This is a genomic window from Xanthomonas sp. DAR33341, from assembly GCF_003992815.1.
Classification (GTDB): domain Bacteria; phylum Pseudomonadota; class Gammaproteobacteria; order Xanthomonadales; family Xanthomonadaceae; genus Xanthomonas; species Xanthomonas cissicola.
The window spans coordinates 100,428-121,018 of record NZ_QEYV01000015.1 but is presented as its reverse complement, the minus strand read 5'-3'; the positions used below and the strand labels follow the sequence as shown (position 1 = coordinate 121,018).

The window sequence follows — 20,591 nt, the reverse complement described above, 5'->3', positions numbered from 1 at the left end:
CGGGAAGCGCGGCGGGCGCTGGCGTGGATGCAGCGATGGACGGCATGCCGCTGACGGCTGAGCCAATCCATGCCAACGCCCCAAGCGCTGGTCTGGTCAGGCCCGGCCCGGTCACCGCCGGCATGGCCAAGGCCGGCGAGCAGCCCGAGCAGTGCCGTGGGCGCCTGCTCGCAGAAGCCCTCGATGGCAGCAGCAGCGCCATTCTCATCTGCGATCTGCAATCGCGCCTGCTGTACGCCAACGACGGCTTCCAGCGCATGTTCGGCTACACCGAAGCCGAGCTGGTCGGTCTGCGTCCCTCCGATGTCTTGACCCGCGCCCAAAGCGACCAAAGCGAGGTCGCCCGCGTTCGCGATCGCGCCGATGCCTTGCAGCACACCCGCGCCGACTTGCTGGTCTATCGCAAGGACGGCACACCGCTGTGGATCTCGCTCAACTTCAACCCGATCTACGACGCCAACCACGCTCCCTCGCATTACGTGGCGGTATTGACCGACATCACCGACACCAAGATGCACGAGGTATTGCAGCACCGAGTGCTGGAAGCCTTGGTGCAGGAACGCCCGTTGATCGAGGTGATGACGCTGATCTGCACCGAGGTCGAACGCATCGCACCGGACGTGCTGGCCACGGTGATGAGTGCGGACAATCAAGGTCGCCTGCATTCGCTGGCTGCGCCCAGCCTGCCGCCCGAATACGCCGATGCGGTCAACGGCTTGAAGATCGGCCCGGGCACAGGCGCCTGCGGCACCGCGGCCTGGCGCGGTCGCGCGGTGATGGTGGAAGACATCGCCACCGACCCATTGTTCGAAGCGTATCGCGACACCCTCTTGCCTTGGGGCCTGCGCGCCTGCTGGAGCACGCCGATCCGCTCCAACAGCGCGCGCGTGCTTGGCACCTTCGCGCTGTATTACCGCAAGCCGCAACGTGCCGATGCCTGGCATATGCGGCTCACCGATTTGTGCCAGCAGCTGTGCACCTTGGCGCTGGAACGCGAGCAGATCCGCCAGCGCGTGCATCAACTGGCGTTCTACGACACGCTCACGGGCCTGCCCAACCGCATCATGTTCAGCGCGCGTGCCGAGCAGGCGCTGACGCAGGCCGAATACGCAGGCGAACCGGCCGCGTTGATGTTCATCAACATCGATCGCTTCAAGCTCATCAACGATAGCCAGGGACACGCCGCAGGCGATGGGCTGCTGCGCGATATCGCCTTGCGCGTCAACGACCAGGTCGCCGCCACGGCGATGCTGGCGCGACTCTCCGGCGACGAATTCGCGCTTGCGCTGCCGCAATGCAGCGCAGAGCAGGCCAGTGCCGCCGCCGAGCGTTTGTTGGTCAGCATCGCCAGCCCCCTGCCGGTCGGCCATATGACCGTGCATTCGTCGGCCAGTATCGGCGTGGCGATGTTTCCCGAGGATGGCCAAGACATCAACATCCTGCTGCGCCACGCCGATCTGGCGATGAATCGCGCCAAGAAGGAAGGCGGTGGGCGCTTCCGTTTCTTCAGTTCCGACATGAACCGCATGGCGCAAGAACGCGTTGCGCTGGAAGCGGAACTGCGTCAGGCCATCGACCGCGATCAACTGCAATTGCATTACCAACCGCAGATGCACAGCGCCGCGCCGCACACGCTCTATGGCGTGGAAGCGCTGCTGCGCTGGAATCACCCGCAGTTGGGTGCAGTGTCGCCGGCGCGCTTCCTGCCCGTGGCCGAAGAACAAGGCATGATGCCGCAGATCAACGCGTGGGTCCTGCGCAGCGCCTGCCAGCAGGTCGCCGACTGGCGCCAGCGTGGCGTGCCGGTCGCACGCGTGTCGGTGAACCTGTCGGCGAGTGGTTTCGAAAGTCCGCGCATGCTGTCGGATCTGCTCCGGCTCATCGCCGAGACGGGCGTACAGCCCTCCGATCTGACCCTGGAACTGACCGAAAGCGTGATGCTGTCCGGGCAACCGGGCGTATTGGAAAACCTGCATGCCATTCGCGAAGCCGGCATCTCGCTGTCGCTGGACGATTTCGGCACCGGCTATTCCAGCCTGAGCCATCTGCATCGCCTGCCGATCGACGAACTCAAATTGGACATGAGCTTCGTCCGCGATATCGAACACAGCGAAGACGCGCGCGCGCTCACCACCTCGGTATTGCGCATCGGCGAGCACCTGCGCAAGCACGTGGTCGCCGAAGGTGTGGAAAACGAAGCGCAGCGCCTGTTCCTCGCCGACCTGGGCTGTGAGGTGCTGCAAGGCTATCTGTTCTCGCGGCCCCTACCCGCCCCGGCACTGGAAGCCTGGCTGGACGCGCAACCGTAATCGCGCAGCTTCGAACTCCCTTCCAGCCAGGAAAGGCGGGCCATGGCGTGACAAGTAACGAGCCCTCCCTCCTGCAGGAGAGCAGCGCTGCAAGCCCTTCCCTACGGAAGAGGGCTTTAAGCCCCTCTCCCCGCGGGAGAGGGGTTGGGGTGAGGGTACGGCCAACCACGCAGCGCGCCGATGCCGTACCCGCATCCGCCCCGCGGGCACCAGGCGAGGTCATCGCCCTCATCCCACGCGCATCAGCTCCACCTCGGTCTCACCCACCGTCCGCTTCAGCCATCCCAGCAACTGCGCGTTGACGAAGGCCGGGTTCTCCAGCGAGGCGATATGTCCTGCGTCCGGGATCAGCTCGTAATCGCAGCAGATTGCCTCGGCCATCATCCACACCTCTTCGGGCGGGCGCGGAATATCCTCGGCGCCACCGAGCAGGAAGGTGTTGGCCGGATCCAGTCCAGACAGGGCATCCAGTCGATTGGTTCGGCCGAAGATCAGCCGGCCCAGTGGCACGATGGATGCGCGCAACTGCTCGGCCGACATGGCAGCCAGACGCTGCGCAAAGGCGGCCGGCAGTGCCGATCTCAGATCGATGCCGGGGCGGAAGAAGATCGGAACGATCGCCTCGATCAACGCAGGCGTCACCTGCCCGGCCGTCTCGATCGCATCGAGCAGGGCGGAATAGCGCGCACGCGTGGCGGTTGGCTCGGCGCCCAGGAAGGTGTCCATCAACACCAGGCTGCACACGCGCTCCGGCGCCATTAGGGCAAGCTCGGCGGCCCACATGCCGCCCACCGACAGGCCGACCACCGCGCACTGCGGCAACTTCAGTGCGTCCAGCAGGGCCAGCATGTGCCGGGCAAGATCGCCGATCTGCTGCGTGCCGTGCGGCAACGGACCTGACTGCCCATGCCCCCACAGCTCGGGAACGATGACCTGGTAGTGCTGCGAGAGCGCCTGGATCTGCGGCTCCCACATCGCAGCGTCCCAGAGATAACTGTGGCCAAGCAAGACCGGGAAACCGCGGCCGTGTTGCATGTAATGCAGGGTTTGACCGGAGATTGTGCAAGTGGGCATGGGCATCAACGGGCAGTGGTAGAGCGGCCGGACTCTAGACCTGCGTACTTCAGATTTTTGTTGCAATGCCACAATCCAGTCAGCTGGTATTTGTTTAACGCCGGGCGTCGTGAGCACAACACGAAGCCATTGCCTGGAAAACGAAATGCCCGGCAGTGCCGGGCATTTCGGGACGACCAACCTGCTGGATGAATCAGGCGGCGACGGTCTCCGCCACGTTCTGATACTCCTGGATCTGATCGAAGTTCATGTAGCGATAGATCTGCTCGCCACTGGTCTTGATCACGCCCACATCGGCCATGTACTCGTCCTTGGTCGGAATGCGGCCCAGGCGCGAACAAATTGCCGCCAGTTCCGCCGAGCCCAGGTACACATTGGTGTTGCGGCCCAGACGGTTCGGGAAGTTACGCGTGGAAGTGGAGAACACCGTGGCGCCCTCGCGCGCCTGCGCCTGGTTGCCCATGCACAGCGAGCAGCCCGGCATTTCCATACGCGCCCCGGCCGCGCCGAAGGTGCCGTAGTGGCCTTCCTTGGTCAGCTCGGAGGCATCCATCTTGGTCGGCGGTGCCACCCACAACCGGGTCGGGATGTCGCGCTTGCCTTCCAGCAGCTTGGCCGCTGCGCGGAAGTGGCCGATGTTGGTCATGCACGAACCAATGAACACTTCGTCGATGGCCGCACCGGCCACGTCCGACAGCGTCTTGACGTCGTCCGGGTCGTTCGGGCACGCCACGATCGGCTCATGGATATCGGCCAGGTCGATCTCGATGACCGCAGCGTACTCGGCGTCGGCATCGGGCTGCAGCAGCTGCGGATCGGCCAGCCACTCTTCCATCTTCTTGATGCGGCGGCCCAGGGTGCGCGCATCGGCATAGCCTTCGGCAATCATCCAGCGCAGCAGGGTGATGTTGCTGGTCAGGTATTCGATGATCGGCGCCTTGTCCAGGTGCACGGTGCAACCGGCCGCCGAACGCTCGGCCGAGGCATCGGACAGCTCGAACGCCTGCTCCACCTTCAGGTTCGGCAAGCCTTCGATTTCCAGGATGCGGCCGGAGAAGATGTTCTTCTTGCCCTGCTTGGCCACGGTCAGCAAGCCCTGCTTGATCGCGTACAGCGGGATCGCGTTGACCAGGTCGCGCAGGGTCACGCCCGGCTGCATCTGCCCCTTGAACCGCACCAGCACGCTCTCGGGCATGTCCAGCGGCATCACGCCGGTGGCCGCTGCGAACGCCACCAGGCCGGAGCCGGCCGGGAACGAGATGCCGATCGGGAAGCGGGTATGCGAGTCGCCGCCGGTGCCGACAGTGTCTGGCAGCAGCATGCGGTTGAGCCAGCTGTGGATCACGCCATCGCCCGGACGCAGCGACACGCCGCCGCGGGTGGAGATGAACTCCGGCAGCGTGTGGTGGGTCTTGACGTCCACCGGCTTCGGGTACGCGGCGGTGTGGCAGAACGACTGCATCACCAGGTCGGCGGAGAAGCCCAGGCAGGCCAGGTCCTTCAGCTCGTCGCGGGTCATCGGCCCGGTGGTGTCCTGCGAGCCCACCGAAGTCATCTTCGGTTCGCAATAGGTGCCCGGGCGCATGCCCTGGCCTTCCGGCAGGCCGCAGGCGCGGCCGACCATCTTCTGCGCCAGCGAGAAACCCTTGCCGGTGTCCGGCGGGTCCATCGGCAGCCGGAACAGGTCCGAGGCCGGCAGGCCGAGGAACTCGCGCGCCTTGGCGGTGAGGCCGCGGCCGACGATCAACGGGATGCGGCCACCGGCGCGCACTTCGTCGAACAGCACGTCCGACTTCATCGCGAACTCGGCGATCACCTGCCCGTTCTTCAGCGCCTTGCCGTCGTACGGACGCAGCTCGACCACATCGCCATGCTCCATCTGCGACACGTCCAGCTCGATCGGCAAGGCGCCGGCATCTTCCATGGTGTTGTAGAAGATCGGGGCGATCTTGCTGCCCAGGCACACGCCGCCGAAGCGCTTGTTCGGGATGTACGGAATGTCTTCGCCGGTCCACCACAGCACCGAGTTGGTCGCCGACTTGCGCGAGGAACCGGTCCCGACCACATCGCCCACGTAGGCGACCAGATGGCCCTTGTCCTTGAGCTCGGCGATCGCCTGGATCGGGCCGCGCTTGCCGTCTTCCTCCGGCTCGAACGCGGCGCCGTCGCGCTTGTTCTTCAGCATCGCCAGCGCGTGCAACGGGATGTCCGGGCGGGTGGTGGCGTCCGGCGCCGGCGACAGGTCGTCGGTATTGGTCTCGCCCGGCACCTTGAACACGGTGATGGTCAGGCTCTGCGGCACTTCCGGCTTGCTGGTGAACCACTCGGCCTCGGCCCAGCTCTGCAGCACGGCCTTGGCATGCGTATTACCGGCTTGCGCCTTTTCCTGCACGTCGTGAAACGCATCGAACACCAGCAAGGTGTGCTTGAGCGCTTCGGCGGCGGTGGCGCCCAGCTCGGCGTTGTCCAGCAGGTCGATCAGCGGCTGGATGTTGTAGCCACCCAGCATGGTGCCGAGCAGTTCGGTGGCGCGCGTGGGGCTGATCAGCGCGGTGGTCTCGGTGCCGAAGGCCACCGCGGCCAGGTACGAGGCCTTGACCTTGGCAGCGTCGTCGACGCCGGCGGGCACGCGCTGGCTGAGCAGTTCGACCAGGAACTCCTCTTCACCGGCAGGCGGCGCCTTGAGCAGCTCGATGACCTCGGCGGTCTGCTGCGCGGTCAGCGGCAACGGCGGGATACCGAGCGCGGCGCGCTCTGCAACGTGGTGGCGATAGGCTTCCAACATGCGGGTTCTCCAAAAAAGCAGCGGTGAAGGTGGTAAAGCGCAAAACGTGGATCAGGGGGCGGGTTTGGGAACGACGATCTTCAAACCCTTGAAGTAATCGCGGAAGAAGCCCTCGTCGCGGGTGATCAACCCGTCGCACTGGAGCATCGCGTGGGCGCCGATCAGAAAGTCGGCCACCACCCGCTCGCGCTTGCCGCCGCGCGCGCGAAAGCGCTTGTTCATATGGCCGGCGCGCACTGCCGCCGCTTCCTGGGTGGCTTCGTAGCGCACGCCGATCGAGGCCAGGGTTTCCATCAGGTCGACCTGGGTGTCGAGCATGGCCAGCACCTCGGCCACCACCGCGTCGCAGACCACCACTTCGTCGCGCGCCAGGGCGTCGCCGATGCAGATCTCCGACACTTCGCCATAGACCGGGTCGCCGATCAGGATGTCCAGCAGGACCGAGGAATCCAGGGCGATCATGGGTCGAACGGGTCTCCGGGGGCGCGGCCACGGATCACGCGCATCGCCTCGTCGGTGCTGGTCAGGCCGTCGACCAGCTTGAACTTGCCGCGCACCTTGCGCAGCGCCTCGCTGACGTCCTTGCGCAGGATGATGCGCCCGCCGTCGAGCTCGATCTTCAACGTGGTGCCCTTGGTCAGGCCCAGCGCATCGCGCACGGCCTTTGGCAGCGTGATCTGTCCGCGTTCGGCAACGGTGGCTTCCATGAGCATGCTCCAGAAAGTATGCATGCATGATACGTACTTACGCCGTCCTACTCAAGTTCGCAGATCTGTCTGGACACACCGTACGTACACACTGAATCGCTCAGAATGAGCGCCTACCTAAAGCCTTCGATGCCATAGGAGTGATGCATGAGCGATTCCTTTTCCACCCGCACCTCGCTTGAGGTCCACGGCAAGCGCTACGCGTACTACAGCCTGCCGAAGCTGGGCGAACGCTTCGATATCGGCCACCTGCCCTATTCGATGAAGATCCTGCTGGAGAACCTGCTACGCCATGAAGACGGCGGCGTGACCGTTGGCAAGGACCATATCGAAGCGGTTGCCAAGTGGGACCCTAGCGCCGAGCCCGATACCGAAATCGCCTTCATGCCGGCGCGCGTGGTGCTGCAGGATTTCACCGGCGTGCCCTGCGTGGTCGACCTGGCCGCAATGCGCGATGCGGTGGTCAAGCTCGGCGGCAATGCCGACCAGATCAACCCGCAGATTCCCTCCGAACTGGTCATCGACCACTCGGTACAGGTGGATGTATTCGGCAAGCCGGACGCGCTCGACCTCAACGGCAAGATCGAATTCCAGCGTAACCAGGAACGCTACGGCTTCCTGCGCTGGGGCCAGAAGGCGTTCGAGAACTTCAAGGTGGTGCCGCCCAACACCGGCATCGTTCACCAGGTGAACCTGGAAAACCTGGCGCGCGTGGTGATGAGCGCCGACAAGGACGGCACCTTGGTCGCCTACCCCGACACCGTGTTCGGTACCGACAGCCACACCACCATGATCAATGGCATCGGCGTGCTGGGCTGGGGCGTGGGCGGCATCGAGGCCGAAGCGGCCATGCTGGGGCAGCCCTCCTCGATGCTGATTCCGCAGGTCGTGGGCTTCAAGCTCACTGGCAAGTTGCCCGAGGGCGCCACTGCCACCGACCTGGTGCTGACGGTCACCCAGATGCTGCGCAAGCTCGGCGTGGTGGGCAAGTTCGTCGAGTTCTATGGCGACGGCCTGCAGCACCTGCCGCTGGCCGACCGCGCCACCATCGGCAACATGGCGCCCGAATACGGCGCCACCTGCGGCATCTTCCCGGTCGACGAGGAGTCGCTGACCTATCTGCGCCTGTCCGGCCGCAGCGAGGAGCAGATTGCGTTGGTCGAGGCCTATGCCAAGGCGCAGGGCCTGTGGCACGACGCCGCCACCCCACCCGCCCGGTACAGCGCCACGCTGGAACTGGACATGGGCCAGGTCAAGCCATCGCTGGCCGGCCCCAAGCGCCCGCAGGACCGCGTGCTGCTGGAAGACATGCAGTCCAACTACCGCGAAAGCCTCAAGCCGTTCGCCGACGCGCGCAGCAAGAAGCTGGCCGATCTCAAGCAGGAAGACCGCCTCAAGAACGAAGGTGGCGGCGGCACCGCCGTCGGTGCGAAGGCGTCGCAGGCAGAAAGCGCCAGCGCCAGCGGTGCCGGTTGGCAGCTGCGCGATGGCTCGGTGGTCATCGCCGCGATCACCTCCTGCACCAACACCTCCAACCCGGCTGTGATGCTGGGCGCCGGGCTGCTCGCGCGCAATGCCGCAGCCAAGGGACTGACGGCGCAGCCGTGGGTCAAGACCTCGCTCGGACCGGGTTCGCGCGTGGTCACCGACTATCTTGAAAAGGCCGGCGTGCTCGCCGACCTGGAAAAGCTTGGTTTCTACGTGGTCGGCTACGGCTGCACCACCTGCATCGGCAACTCCGGCCCGCTGCCGGACGATGTGTCTGCGGCGATCGCCAAGGACGACCTGGTGGTGTCTTCGGTGTTGTCGGGCAACCGCAACTTCGAAGGCCGCGTGCATCCCGAAGTGAAGATGAACTACCTCGCCTCGCCGCCGCTGGTGGTGGCGTATGCGATCGCCGGTACCACCGACATCAACCTCACCACCGATCCGCTGGGCACCGGTAGCGACGGGCAGCCGGTGTATCTGCGCGACATCTGGCCGAGCAACAAGGAAATCGGCGACACCATCGCCGCCACCGTCGGCCCGGAAATGTTCAAGCAGAACTACGCCGACGTGTTCAAGGGCGACAGCCGCTGGAACACCATCGCCTCCCCGGATGGTGCGCTGTACGAATGGGACGCGGCCTCGACCTACATCAAGAACCCGCCCTACTTCGACGGCATGACCATGCAGGTCGGCCATGTCGAGGACGTGCACGGTGCGCGCATCATGGGCCTGTTCGGCGACTCGATCACCACCGATCACATCTCCCCGGCCGGCAACATCAAGAAGGATTCGCCGGCGGGCCGCTTCCTGCAGGAGCGCGGCGTGCAACCGGCCGACTTCAATAGCTACGGCAGCCGGCGCGGCAATGACGATGTGATGGTGCGCGGTACCTTCGCCAACATCCGCATCAAGAACCTGATGTTCGGCGGCGAAGAAGGCGGCAACACGCTGTATTACCCAGCCAACGGCGGCCAGCCGGAAAAGCTGGCCATCTACGATGCCGCGATGAAGTACAAGGCCGATGGCGTGCCGCTGGTGGTGCTGGCGGGCAAGGAATACGGCACCGGGTCCTCACGCGACTGGGCGGCCAAGGGCACCAACCTGCTCGGGGTCAAGGCCGTGATCGCCGAAAGCTTCGAGCGCATCCATCGCTCCAACCTGGTGGGCATGGGCGTGCTGCCGCTGCAGTTCCTGGAAAACGAAAACGCCCAGACGCTCGGCCTGGATGGTTCGGAAGTGCTGGACATCACCGGCCTGCAGGACGGCGCCAGCCGCCGTGCCACCGTCAATGCGAAAAAGCCCGATGGCAGCGTCAAACAGTTCCAGGTCAAGGTGCTGCTGCTGACACCCAAGGAGGTGGAGTACTTCAAGCACGGCGGCCTGCTGCAGTATGTGCTGCGTCAGCTAGCGGCACGCAAGGCCGCCTGACCACAACGCGTATCGCGCTCCAACGATGCAACGCACTCCCGCCGCTCGGCGGGAGCGGCGTTTCAGGCCTTGTGAAACCGGCGATCACGCCGCGGTAAGCAACGCGCGCATGGCCTCCCCGCCGTTGGTGTTGCCCTATGCCATCGCCGGCACCACGGACATCGATCACCGCCGAAATGCTTGGCCGAGAAGATGGCGGCGACACCCTTGGATGACCCAGCTAACGGCGGCCAGCCGGATGAGCCACCTCTGAGCTCAGCGCCACGCGCCGGCATTACCGGGCGACCCGCGCCTGGACCGAATGCCCCACGCGCCCCGCCCATGCACCGGCACCAGGGGTCGGCCGTACCACACGGCCAGCCGCGCCCCCGCTGCGTCGGCGCGTTCAGTGCGCTGCCGGCACCCATTGCGCGTGATACAGCTGCCAGTCGCTGCCCTGCCATCGCCAACCGGTGGTGACCTGGTAGGTCTGCGCCTGATCGGGCACCCAGCGCCCGCTGCCGCCCGTCAACAACGCCGTGAAGCGCACCGTGGCGGTATCACCGGCGAGCGCCACGTCGACCGGCCCCATGGTCACGCCGATCTGTTGGTTGCCCAGCATCTGCACTCGCATCAAGCGCCGTAACCCATCGGCGTCCAATCCGTTTTCGCCAACAAAATCCTCCGCCACCGGCGCCATCGCATCGCCGATCTCGCGTGCTTCGATTGCCTGATGCATCTGCTCCAGCGTCGCGCGCAGACGTTGTTCCGGCGCAGCACGTGTGCAGCCGAGCAAGACCAGCATGCAAAACCCCACCCACACCACGCGCCACTGCCCTTGAATGCTGCTCTGCATCACGCTTCGCCTTTTCCATGCATGACGGTATGCTGCCAGCTGTTGTAGCGCCGTGGAACACACTGCGGCACGTCGAGAACACCCTGGAGGGGGGCAGATGAATCAGGCACGTCCTTGGTTGCAAAGTTATCCGGCCGGCGTTGCCGCCGAAATCGATCTTGAGCAGTTCCGCACGGTGGCCGAGGTGTTTGCCACCTCCGTGAAACGCTTCGCCGACCGGCCTGCGTACCACAGCTTCGGCAAGACCATCACCTACCGCGAGGCGGATCAGCTGGTCGAGCACTTCGCCGCTTATCTGCTTGGCGAGTTGCAGTTGAAGAAAGGCGACCGCGTCGCCCTGATGATGCCCAACTGCCTGCAATACCCCATCGCGACCTTCGGCGTGCTGCGTGCCGGCCTGACCGTGGTCAACGTCAATCCGCTGTACACCCCCCGCGAACTCAAGCATCAGTTGATCGACTCCGGCGCCAGCGTGCTGGTGGTCATCGACAACTTCGGCACCACCGTGCAGCAGGTCATCGCCGACACGCCGGTCAGGCAAGTCATCACCACCGGCCTGGGCGACATGCTGGGCTTCCCGAAGGCGGCGCTGCTCAACTTCGTGGTCAAGTACGTCAAGAAGCTGGTGCCCGATTACCGCATCAACGGCGCGATTCGCTTCCGCGAGGCGCTGGCGCTGGGCCGCAAGCACCGCGTGCCGACGCTGCAGATCGAACCCGACGACATCGCCTTCCTGCAGTACACCGGCGGCACCACCGGCGTGGCCAAGGGCGCCATGCTGACCCACCGCAATCTCGTCGCCAACATGCAGCAGGCGCACCAGTGGCTGGCGGGCACCGGCAAGCTGGAAGAAGGCAACGAAGTGGTGATCACCGCGCTGCCGCTGTACCACATCTTCGCATTGACTGCGAACGGCCTGGTGTTCATGAAGATCGGCGGCTGCAATCACCTGATCAGCAACCCGCGCGACATGCCAGGTTTCGTCAAGGAGCTGAAAAAGACCCGCTTCACCGCGTTCACCGGCGTCAACACGCTGTTCAATGGGCTGCTCAATACGCCCGGATTCGATCAGGTGGATTTCTCCTCGCTCAAGATGACCCTTGGCGGCGGCATGGCCGTCCAGCGCTCGGTCGCCGAGCGCTGGAAGAAAGTCACCGGCCTGACCTTGGTCGAAGCCTACGGCCTGACCGAAACCTCGCCGGCCGCATGCATCAACCCGATGGATCTGAAGGACTACAACGGTTCGATCGGCCTGCCGATTCCGTCCACCGATGCCTGCATCAAGGACGACGCCGGCGCGGAACTGCCGTTGGGCGAGATCGGCGAGCTGTGCATCAGGGGCCCGCAGGTCATGAAGGGCTACTGGAAGAAGCCCGATGAAACCGCCAAGGTCATGGACGCCGAAGGCTGGCTGCATACCGGCGACATCGCGCGCATGGACGCACAGGGCTTCGTCTACATCGTCGATCGCAAGAAGGACATGATTCTGGTATCCGGTTTCAACGTGTACCCCAACGAGATCGAGGACGTGATCGCCGAAATGCCCGGCGTGCTGGAAGTGGCAGCCGTCGGCGTGCCGGATGACAAGTCAGGTGAGATCGTCAAGGCGGTCATCGTGAAGAAGGACCCGGCCCTGACCGCCGACGCTGTGAAGGCGCACTGCCGCGCCAACCTCACCGGCTACAAGCAGCCGCGCGTGATCGAATTCCGCAAGGAATTGCCCAAGACCAATGTCGGCAAGATCCTGCGCCGCGAGCTACGGGACGCGCCGAAGGCGTAATACCGCTTATGCCGCAGCCGAAGGCGTTCAGCCTTCTTTGACGCCCGCAACGCCGCAAGGCCTTGCGGGCGTTCGCTTTTGCACGCATAGAATCCGATGTCGGCGCACGCTCACGCGTTCAACCTCATCTCCGTCCGAAAGGCGGCCGGCCGGACGGTCATCACGGAGAACCACCATGTCTGCAGTTCAACCCTTCATTCGCACCAACATCGGCTCGACCCTACGCATCGTTGAAGAACCGCAGCGTGACGTGTACTGGATCCATATGCATGCCGACCTCGCCGTCAACCCGGGGCGTGCCTGCTTTTCGACGCGCCTGGTCGACGACATCACCGGCTACCAGAGCAACCTTGGTCAACGACTGAACAACGCCGGCGTGCTGGCTCCGCACGTGGTGCTGGCATCCGACAGCGACGTGTTCAACCTGGGCGGCGATCTGGCGTTGTTCTGCCAACTCATTCGCGAAGGCGACCGTGCTCGACTGCTTGATTACGCCCAACGCTGTGTACGCGGTGTGCACGCATTCCATGTCGGCCTCGGCGCACGCGCGCACAGCATCGCCCTGGTGCAGGGCAACGCGCTCGGCGGCGGTTTCGAAGCAGCATTGAGTTGCCACACCATCGTCGCCGAGGAAGGCGTGATGATGGGATTGCCCGAGGTGCTGTTCGACCTGTTCCCGGGGATGGGCGCCTACTCTTTCATGTGCCAGCGCGTCAGTGCGCAACTGGCGCAAAAAATCATGCTCGAAGGCAATCTGTACTCCGCCGAAGAGTTGCTCGGCATGGGCCTGGTCGATCGCGTCGTGCCGCGCGGTCAGGGCGTGGCGGCCGTCGAACAAGTGATCCGCGAAAGCAAGCGCACACCGCATGCCTGGGCGGCGATGCAGCAAGTGCGCGAAATGACCACGGCGGTACCGCTGGAGGAAATGATGCGCATCACCGAAATCTGGGTCGATACGGCAATGCAGTTGGGCGAAAAGTCATTGCGCACCATGGACCGTCTGGTCCGCGCGCAATCGCGCCGCTCAGGGCTCGACGCCGGCTGATGCGTCGGCGGGCTATTCGCTACTCCGGGGGGAGCGCTCGTCGTCGTTGGCGCCTTGTACGCGCGCGGCGAGTGCGTCCTTTCCGGTCTGCAGCTGTTCGCGCAACGCCGACAGCCGCTGTCGCCATTCGGCCTGCAGCTGCCAATCGGCCATGCGCATCAGCTCACCGCCGCTGCCGGCCAGCTGGGCCAGCCCCAGATTGCTGGCAACGCCGCGCAACGCGTGGGCGCTTTCGCGCAGTTGTTCCCAATCCGAGCGCGTACCATCGCGCTCGATCGCGCCCACGCAGTTGTGCGCATCATCCAGACATTGCCGGACGAACTGCCGTTCGAATTCTTCGCCCATGCCCAGCGCAGCGAGTTCGTCCAGCACGCTGGCATCGAGCACGCCCTCGAAACTGGTCGATGCCTGCACCACCGGCGCCGGCGTTGCCAGTGCACGTGTGCTGACGGCAAGTTCGGCCAGCGTATCGAGCAGCTTGGCGGCCACGACGGGCTTGGCCAGGAACGCGCGTGCGCCAGCTTGTTCGCAAGCGCGGATCGCTTCTGGCGTGACGTCGGCACTGAGCACCACCACCGGGGTGTAGCGTATGCCGCTGGCCTGCATCACGCGCAACTGCTTGAGCATGTCCAGGCCGCTCATGCCCGGCATGTGCAGATCCACGATCACCGCATCGAAATCTTCGTCGGCCATCACGTCCAGCACCTGCTCGGCGCCGTTGACGCACGTCACCTTATGCCCTGCCTTCTCCAGCAATCGCTGCAACACCATGCGATTGGCTTCATGGTCGTCGGCCACCAGCATGCGCATGCTGCGCACGCGCGCGCGATGACGCAGGAACGGGTTGGAAAAGGCGATGACGTTGGAGGCTTCCAGCTCGTCGGGAGTCTCCAGTAGCGCCCCGACCGGCGAGCGATCCGGCGTCGCCGCGTCCAATACGCCGATCTCCAGCGGCAACTCGAACCAGAACACGCTGCCGCCGGATGGATTGGGCGCAAAGCCAATCGCGCCGCCCATGGCCTCGACCAGGCCCTTGGCGATCGTGGTGCCCAGGCCGGTGCCTTCATAGCGGCGCGACAAACCCACGTCCGCCTGCTCGAACGCCTCGAACAGACGGGAACGCATGTCCATCGGCACGCCGATGCCGCTGTCCTCGACATCGAAACGCAGCCGCACCGTGTCGGCACCATTGCCGGAGAGCCGCGCGACCCGCAGCAGCACATGCCCGTGTTCGGTGAACTTGACCGCATTGCCCAGCAGGTTGAGCAACACCTGGCGCAGATGGCCGGTGTCGCCCTTGAGCAGATCCGGCACGTCGGTGGCGACCTCGGTGCCGTAATCCAGTCCGCGCGTCTTGGCCTGCGGCTGCAGAATCATGTTGACCGAGCCGATCATCTCGCGCAGCGAGAAGTCGCGGCGATCGATACGGATCTTGCCCGCCTCGATCGCAGAAATATCGAGCACTTCTTCCACCAGCGACAGCAGGCTGCGCGCCGAAGCCTGGATGGTATTCAGGCATTCCTTCTGCTCTGCATCCAGACGCGTGGTGGCCAGCACTTCTGTCATGCCCGACAACCCATTCAACGGGGTGCGGAATTCGTGACTCATATTGGCCAGGAAGCGGCTCTTGGCCTGGTTGGCATGCCGCGCCTCGCGTACTGCGCGCGTCATCGCACGCAACAACGAATCGAAGTACAGCGGCACCGCGATCAAACCCAGCAACAAGCCCCAGCTCAGATAGGGGTTGGCCTTCCAGTAAGGCGAAATCAGGATGGCGCTGAGAAAACTCAGGCTGGCCATCGCCGTGGCGGCACGCAGATAGGGACTGCCATAGCGCAAGCCATTGCCGATGGTCACCCACATGCAGACCGCATACAGCGGCGACGCCGGTTCGCCCTGGATTGCCATGATCGCGCCGGTGCAGGTGTAGTCGAGCACCATGCCGATCAGGCGCCGCGTATGCGACACCTGCGGCCGCAGCAGGATCGCCACCATCAGCCCCAGCGACACCACCAGCTCGCCGACCAGGATCAACCAAGTGGCCATCAACGTGTCGCCGTGGGTGTGGTGGTAGCGCCAACCCAGGTAGGAAATGAAAAGCGTGGTGATGATGATGCGGATCAGATTCTGCGCGTGTTCCGAATCCGCCCGCCCCGAAAGACGCCGCTTCAACCATGGCAATGGAGACTTCATAGACGCCTCAGACCTGCGGTCGCTTCGATGAGGATGAAAGTGCGCTGCGCGGTCCTGCAGCATCGGCGCCATGGGCATACGCGGCGATACGCGCAGCGGCATCGGCACCATCGTGCATCGGCCACAGCAACGACAGGGGAATGACCACCAGCGCCGCCAGCAGGGCGATTCCGAACTCGATCCGCTGTTGCCCATACGGGCTGTTGGCGAGCGTCGCCCCGAAACTAAGGACAGCCGTGGCCATCGCCGTGTGCAGCGCATGCCTGCCAAAGCGCAAAACATTGCCGCGCGTGACCCACATCACCACGGCGTAGAAGCAGACCATCGGCGCGGCGAACCAGGTCATCGCCAGGCTGAGCAGGCCATCGTCCGACAGCATGGCGAGCGTCCGGCGCAGATGCGAGGGACGCGGCCTCGCAACGATCCACGCAAACAGCAGCAGTGCCCCGCCGTTCCCGATCGCGATCGGGCGCAGCAATCGCTGCAGAGGCCATCGCTCGGTTGTCGATGCGGGGCGCAGACCAGCGTATAGGCCAGGATCAGCCAGAGCATCAACGCGCACCAACGCCTGACCGTGCTCGCTGTCGGAGCGCCGTGCGAGTCGCCGACGCAGCTGGGCAAGCGCCGCCCTCACCTCACACCCCGGGTCGCGCCGATGCGGTGGAGAACTCGCCACAGATCTGGTCCAACTGCGCACGGCCACGCAACAGCGCATCCACGCAGCGCGGGTCGAACAGACGCCCACGTTGGGCATACAGATAGGCCAGCGCGGCGTCCATGGTCCAGGCTTCCTTGTACGGGCGTGGCGACAGCAGCGCATCGAACACGTCGGCCACCGCCACGATGCGCGCTTCCAGCGGAATCGCCTCGCCGACCAGGCCATCCGGATAACCGGTGCCGTCATAACGTTCGTGGTGACGCAGCGCGATCAAGGCGCCGACCTGGATGAAACGGTTCTGGCTGCCGCTGAGCAGCTCGTAGCCGATGCGCGGATGGCGCCGCATCACGCTCATCTCGTCGTCGGTGAGCTTGCCGGGCTTGAGCAGCACCGAATCGGGAATGGCGATCTTGCCCATGTCGTGCAACGGTGCAGCCATCTCGATGATGCGCACCTCTTCTTCCGACAGCCCCAGTTGCTCGGCGATCAGGCCGGCCACGTGCGACATGCGTTCCAGGAACGCGCTGGTGCCCGAATCGCGATACTCGATCGCGCGCGCAAGCCGCGACAAGGTTTCGCGCTCGCGCTCTTCGACCTCGTTCATGCTGGCCAGCAGGCGCTGCTCCAGCGACAACGCGCGTTGCTTGACGCTTTCGCTCTGCTGGCGCAGCTGCAGCAGGTTGGAACACCGCGCCCGCAACTCGCGCGGACGGATCGGCTTGACCAGGAAGTCGATCACGCCGGCTTCCAGCGCCGCCTGACGAATCGGTTCGTCGCCCACGATGGTGATCAGGATGATCGGAATATCACGGTGGCTGGGCAGCCGGCGCAGCCGACGTGCGAATTCCAGACCGTCCATGCCCGGCATGCGGTAGTCCAGCAGCAACAGGTCCACGCGCCCGGCTTCGCACCAGGCCAAGGCGTCGAGCGGATCGCCGAAGTCGTAGACCTTGAGCTCCGGCGCCATGTCCTCGATGACATGGCGCAGCATCGTCCGAGCGGACATCTGGTCATCGACAATGACGATGTTCAATCCCAGATCCGCCTTTTCCGCCCAGCTTCCCCATGTATCCGTCGACAATGCGCCGCCCGGACCCCCTAAAACATCCTGCATAGCCGTTGCTCCTCTATCTCGAGAACGGAAAAGCGATGACGCCGGCCCCTGTGCCGACTATCCCCAAACGATACGCTGTTCGGGGCTCCGCCCTAGCATATGCAGTATCTGTGCCGTCGGCACACCGCCGGCACAAAAAAATCAGGCTTCCGGACGCATGTACGGGAACAGCAGGACATCGCGGATCGAGGTGCTGCCGGTCAGCAGCATCACCAGACGATCGATACCGATGCCCAGGCCGCCGGTCGGCGCCATGCCGTACTCCAAGGCACGGATGTAATCGGCATCGAAATGCATCGCTTCGTCGTCGCCGCCGTCCTTGGCCTGCACCTGCGCCTGGAAACGTGCGGCCTGGTCTTCGGGGTCGTTGAGCTCGGAAAAGCCGTTGGCCAGCTCCTTACCGTTGATGAACAGCTCGAAGCGGTCGGTGTAACCCGGCTCGGTGTCGCTGGAACGCGCCAGCGGCGACACTTCGACCGGGTGGTCGGTGATGAAGGTCGGCTGCACCAGGGTGTGCTCCACGGTCGCCTCGAAAATCTCCAGCAGCAGCTTGCCCCAGCCATAAGACGGCTTCACGCGGATCTTGAGCCGCTCGCAATGGCGCAGCAGCGCCTCGCGGTCGGTGCAGTCGGCCGCGCTGATCTCCGGATTATGGTGACGAACGGCCTCATCCATGCGCCAGCGCCGGAAAGCCGGCGCCAAATCGATGTCGGCACCATCCCAGCTCACCTGCGTGGTGCCCAACACCGACTGCGCGGTGTCGCGGATCACCTGCTCGGTCAGGTCCATGATCTGGTGGTACGTGGCATAAGCCTCGTAGAGCTCGAGCATGGTGAACTCGGGGTTGTGCCGGGTCGACACGCCTTCGTTGCGGAAATTGCGGTTGATCTCGTAGACGCGCTCCAGGCCACCGACCACCAGACGCTTCAGATACAGCTCTGGGGCGACGCGCAGGTACAAGTCCAGGTCCAGCGCATTGTGGTGGGTAGTGAATGGCTTGGCCGTGGCGCCGCCGGGAATGTAATGCATCATCGGCGTTTCCACTTCCAGGAAGCGGCGCGCGTCCAGCCAGGCGCGCATGGCGCGGATGATCTTGGATCGCTTGATGAAGACCTCGCGCGCTTCCGGTGTCACGATCAGGTCGACATAACGCTGGCGGTAACGCTGCTCAACATCCGACAGGCCATGCCACTTGTCCGGCAACGGGCGCAGCGACTTGGTCAGCAGGCGCAGCGCGCTGGCCTTGACCGACAGCTCGCCGGTCTTGGTGCGGGTGAGCCCTCCCTCCACCGCCACGATGTCGCCCACATCCCAGCCCTTGAACGCGGTATAGGCATCGCCGAGCACATTGCCCTGCAGGAACAGCTGCACACGCCCGGATTCGTCCTGGATCTGCGCAAAGCTGGCCTTGCCCATCACCCGCTTGGCCATCAGGCGACCGGCCATCCTGACCGTACGCCCGCTGGCTTCCAGCGCTTCCGGGGTCCAGGTGTCGGCGTCGGCGAATTCTGCCTGCAGATCGCCGGCGAAGTGTTCGCGCACGAAGTCGTTCGGGTAGGCGATGCCCTGCCCGCGCAACGCGCCCAGTTTCGCGCGGCGCTCGGCGATGAGGCTGTTCTCGTCGGCGGGGGGCTGCGGCGCGGGGGTCTGCTCGGTCATGGCGGGATCGGTCTGCTGTGGGTCGGGCGGGTGCCCGGTGGGGAATGAGGAACCGGCGGTGCCGGCACGCTTATTAGAACGAGGATGTGACGGAGGCAGGCGGTTATCGGGTTACCCTAAAGCCGCAGCGCATGACCACCGCTGCGTCACAGGCACTGCGGCGATGCGCCAGGATGCCGTCGCGACGGTCACCTGGCGCGGCGGTCAGGCATCCAGGCGTTTGGAGCCCGCCGCCAGACCGGCCTTCAGGCTGGCCTCGACGAATTCGTCCAGGTCGCCGTCCAGCACCTTCTGCGTATCGCTGCGCTCGATGCCGGTGCGTAGATCCTTGATGCGGCTCTGGTCGAGCACGTAATTGCGGATCTGGCTGCCCCAGCCGATGTCGGACTTGGTCGCTTCCAAGGCATCCTTCTCGGCGTTGCGCTTTTGCACTTCCAGCTCGTACAACTTGGCGGCCAGCATTTTCATCGCGTTGTCGCGGTTCTGGTGCTGGCTGCGGCCGGTCTGGCAGGCGACCACGGTATTGGTCGGGATGTGCGTGATACGCACCGCCGATTCGGTCTTGTTGACGTGCTGACCACCGGCACCGGACGAGCGATACACGTCGGTACGCAGGTCGGCCGGATTGATGTCGATCTCGATGTTGTCGTCCACTTCCGGCGACACGAACACCGAGGTGAAGCTGGTATGCCGGCGGTTGTCCGAGTCGAACGGCGATTTGCGCACCAGCCGATGCACGCCGATCTCGGTCTTCAGCCAGCCGTAGGCGTATTCGCCCTCGATGCGCACGGTGGCCGACTTGATGCCCGCCACTTCGCCACCGGAGACTTCCATCAACTCGGTTTTCCAGCCGCGCGACTCGGCCCAGCGCAGATACATGCGCAGCAGGATTTCGGCCCAGTCCTGCGCCTCGGTGCCGCCGGCGCCAGCCTGGATGTCGACGAACGCGTTGGCGCTGTCCATCTGGCCGGAGAACATGCGCTGGAATTCCAGCTTTTCGACATGCGCCTGGTAGTTGTCCAGATCGGCGATCACCGCCACCGCAGTGTCTTCGTCCTGTTCGCTCTCGGCCAGCTCCAGCAGGTCGCCCGCATCGGCCAGGCCCGACAGCACATCGGCAATGCCGATCACGGTCTTTTCCAGCATCGAACGCTCGCGGCCCAGGGCCTGCGCGCGTTCGCCGTCGTTCCACACATCCGGACTCTCGAGCTCCCGGCTGACTTCCTCTAGACGCTCTTTCTTGGCGTCGTAGTCAAAGATACCCCCTGAGCGAGAGCACGCGATCGTTGAGATCGGTGATGCGCTGGCGGATCGGATTGGTTTCGATCATGACGGACTTCCGGCAAACAAGCGGGCTAGTTTAGCAAGCGGGCGGCGGCGGCGGAACGCGATGGAACTGCGGCCGCGCGTGCTGGGACACCTGCGACACCCCAGGCTCCTGGCTGCCGCGCGACCGCAGGCTCGGCTGGTGGCCACCATGGCGTGTCGGTGTCGCAGCAGTTGCGACCTTGCGGCG

13 protein-coding genes and 1 pseudogene are annotated in these 20,591 nt (G+C 64.7%); 4 read left to right on the top strand and 10 right to left on the bottom strand.

The window, feature by feature from the left end; translation table 11 throughout:
- Positions 1-23: 23 nt before the first annotated feature.
- A complete protein-coding gene (locus EO156_RS04030) occupies positions 24-2,309 on the top strand; it encodes an EAL domain-containing protein (protein ID WP_026007250.1) in 2,286 nt (761 codons plus the stop codon).
- A gap of 228 nt (positions 2,310-2,537) precedes the next feature.
- Here EO156_RS04030 and EO156_RS04025 read toward each other — a convergent pair whose 3' ends face one another.
- From EO156_RS04025 to EO156_RS04010, 4 genes are all read right to left on the bottom strand, one after another.
- The gene (locus EO156_RS04025; RefSeq protein WP_033482642.1) at positions 2,538-3,383 is read right to left on the bottom strand and encodes an alpha/beta fold hydrolase; all 846 of its coding nucleotides are present in this window, start codon (positions 3,381-3,383) and stop codon (positions 2,538-2,540) included.
- A gap of 193 nt (positions 3,384-3,576) precedes the next feature.
- Positions 3,577-6,168: a bifunctional aconitate hydratase 2/2-methylisocitrate dehydratase gene (locus tag EO156_RS04020; protein ID WP_016851224.1), complete on the bottom strand. Its 2,592-nt coding sequence runs from the start codon at positions 6,166-6,168 to the stop codon at positions 3,577-3,579.
- Between the two features lie 51 nt (positions 6,169-6,219).
- Positions 6,220-6,630, bottom strand: coding sequence for a type II toxin-antitoxin system VapC family toxin (locus EO156_RS04015; protein WP_003486318.1), 411 nt, complete (start codon positions 6,628-6,630; stop codon positions 6,220-6,222).
- Entirely contained in the window at positions 6,627-6,875 is a 249-nt protein-coding gene (locus EO156_RS04010) for an AbrB/MazE/SpoVT family DNA-binding domain-containing protein (protein WP_016851223.1), read from the bottom strand. Before EO156_RS04010 ends, EO156_RS04015 begins: the two co-directional genes overlap by 4 nt.
- A 147-nt stretch (positions 6,876-7,022) precedes the next feature.
- On the opposite strand from EO156_RS04010, the gene acnA reads away from it, so the two are divergent.
- Positions 7,023-9,791 (top strand): aconitate hydratase AcnA, encoded by a 2,769-nt coding sequence (gene acnA / locus EO156_RS04005; RefSeq protein ID WP_016851222.1) that lies wholly within the window; start codon positions 7,023-7,025, stop codon positions 9,789-9,791.
- Positions 9,792-10,176: 385 nt separating this feature from the next.
- Here the strand turns inward: acnA and EO156_RS04000 are convergent, their stop codons facing one another.
- Positions 10,177-10,626, bottom strand: a complete 450-nt coding sequence (locus EO156_RS04000) for a hypothetical protein (RefSeq protein WP_003486311.1) — start codon at positions 10,624-10,626, stop codon at positions 10,177-10,179.
- A gap of 97 nt (positions 10,627-10,723) precedes the next feature.
- Here EO156_RS04000 and EO156_RS03995 point away from each other — a divergent pair, with 97 nt between their 5' ends.
- Both EO156_RS03995 and EO156_RS03990 read left to right on the top strand, forming a co-directional pair.
- Complete coding sequence (locus EO156_RS03995; protein ID WP_003486310.1) at positions 10,724-12,406, top strand: long-chain fatty acid--CoA ligase; 1,683 nt, start codon at positions 10,724-10,726, stop codon at positions 12,404-12,406.
- Positions 12,407-12,581: 175 nt separating this feature from the next.
- Positions 12,582-13,451: a crotonase/enoyl-CoA hydratase family protein gene (locus tag EO156_RS03990; protein ID WP_003486308.1), complete on the top strand. Its 870-nt coding sequence runs from the start codon at positions 12,582-12,584 to the stop codon at positions 13,449-13,451.
- Positions 13,452-13,463: 12 nt separating this feature from the next.
- Here EO156_RS03990 and EO156_RS03985 read toward each other — a convergent pair whose 3' ends face one another.
- The 5 genes and pseudogenes from EO156_RS03985 to prfB form a co-directional block, all read right to left on the bottom strand.
- Complete coding sequence (locus EO156_RS03985) at positions 13,464-15,644, bottom strand: ATP-binding protein (RefSeq protein WP_016851221.1); 2,181 nt, start codon at positions 15,642-15,644, stop codon at positions 13,464-13,466.
- A gap of 7 nt (positions 15,645-15,651) precedes the next feature.
- Positions 15,652-16,278, bottom strand: a pseudogene (locus EO156_RS03980) (RpfH protein).
- Position 16,279: 1 nt separating this feature from the next.
- Positions 16,280-17,416 (bottom strand): two-component system response regulator, encoded by a 1,137-nt coding sequence (locus tag EO156_RS03975; protein WP_016851220.1) that lies wholly within the window; start codon positions 17,414-17,416, stop codon positions 16,280-16,282.
- Between the two features lie 141 nt (positions 17,417-17,557).
- The gene (gene lysS / locus EO156_RS03970; protein WP_003486300.1) at positions 17,558-19,075 is read right to left on the bottom strand and encodes a lysine--tRNA ligase; all 1,518 of its coding nucleotides are present in this window, start codon (positions 19,073-19,075) and stop codon (positions 17,558-17,560) included.
- A 204-nt stretch (positions 19,076-19,279) separates the two neighbouring features.
- A protein-coding gene (gene prfB / locus EO156_RS03965; protein ID WP_103791175.1) for a peptide chain release factor 2 occupies positions 19,280-20,405 on the bottom strand; the annotation gives its coding sequence in 2 pieces (ribosomal slippage) (positions 19,280-20,329 and positions 20,331-20,405; 1,125 coding nt in all).
- Between the last annotated feature and the right edge of the window lie 186 nt (positions 20,406-20,591).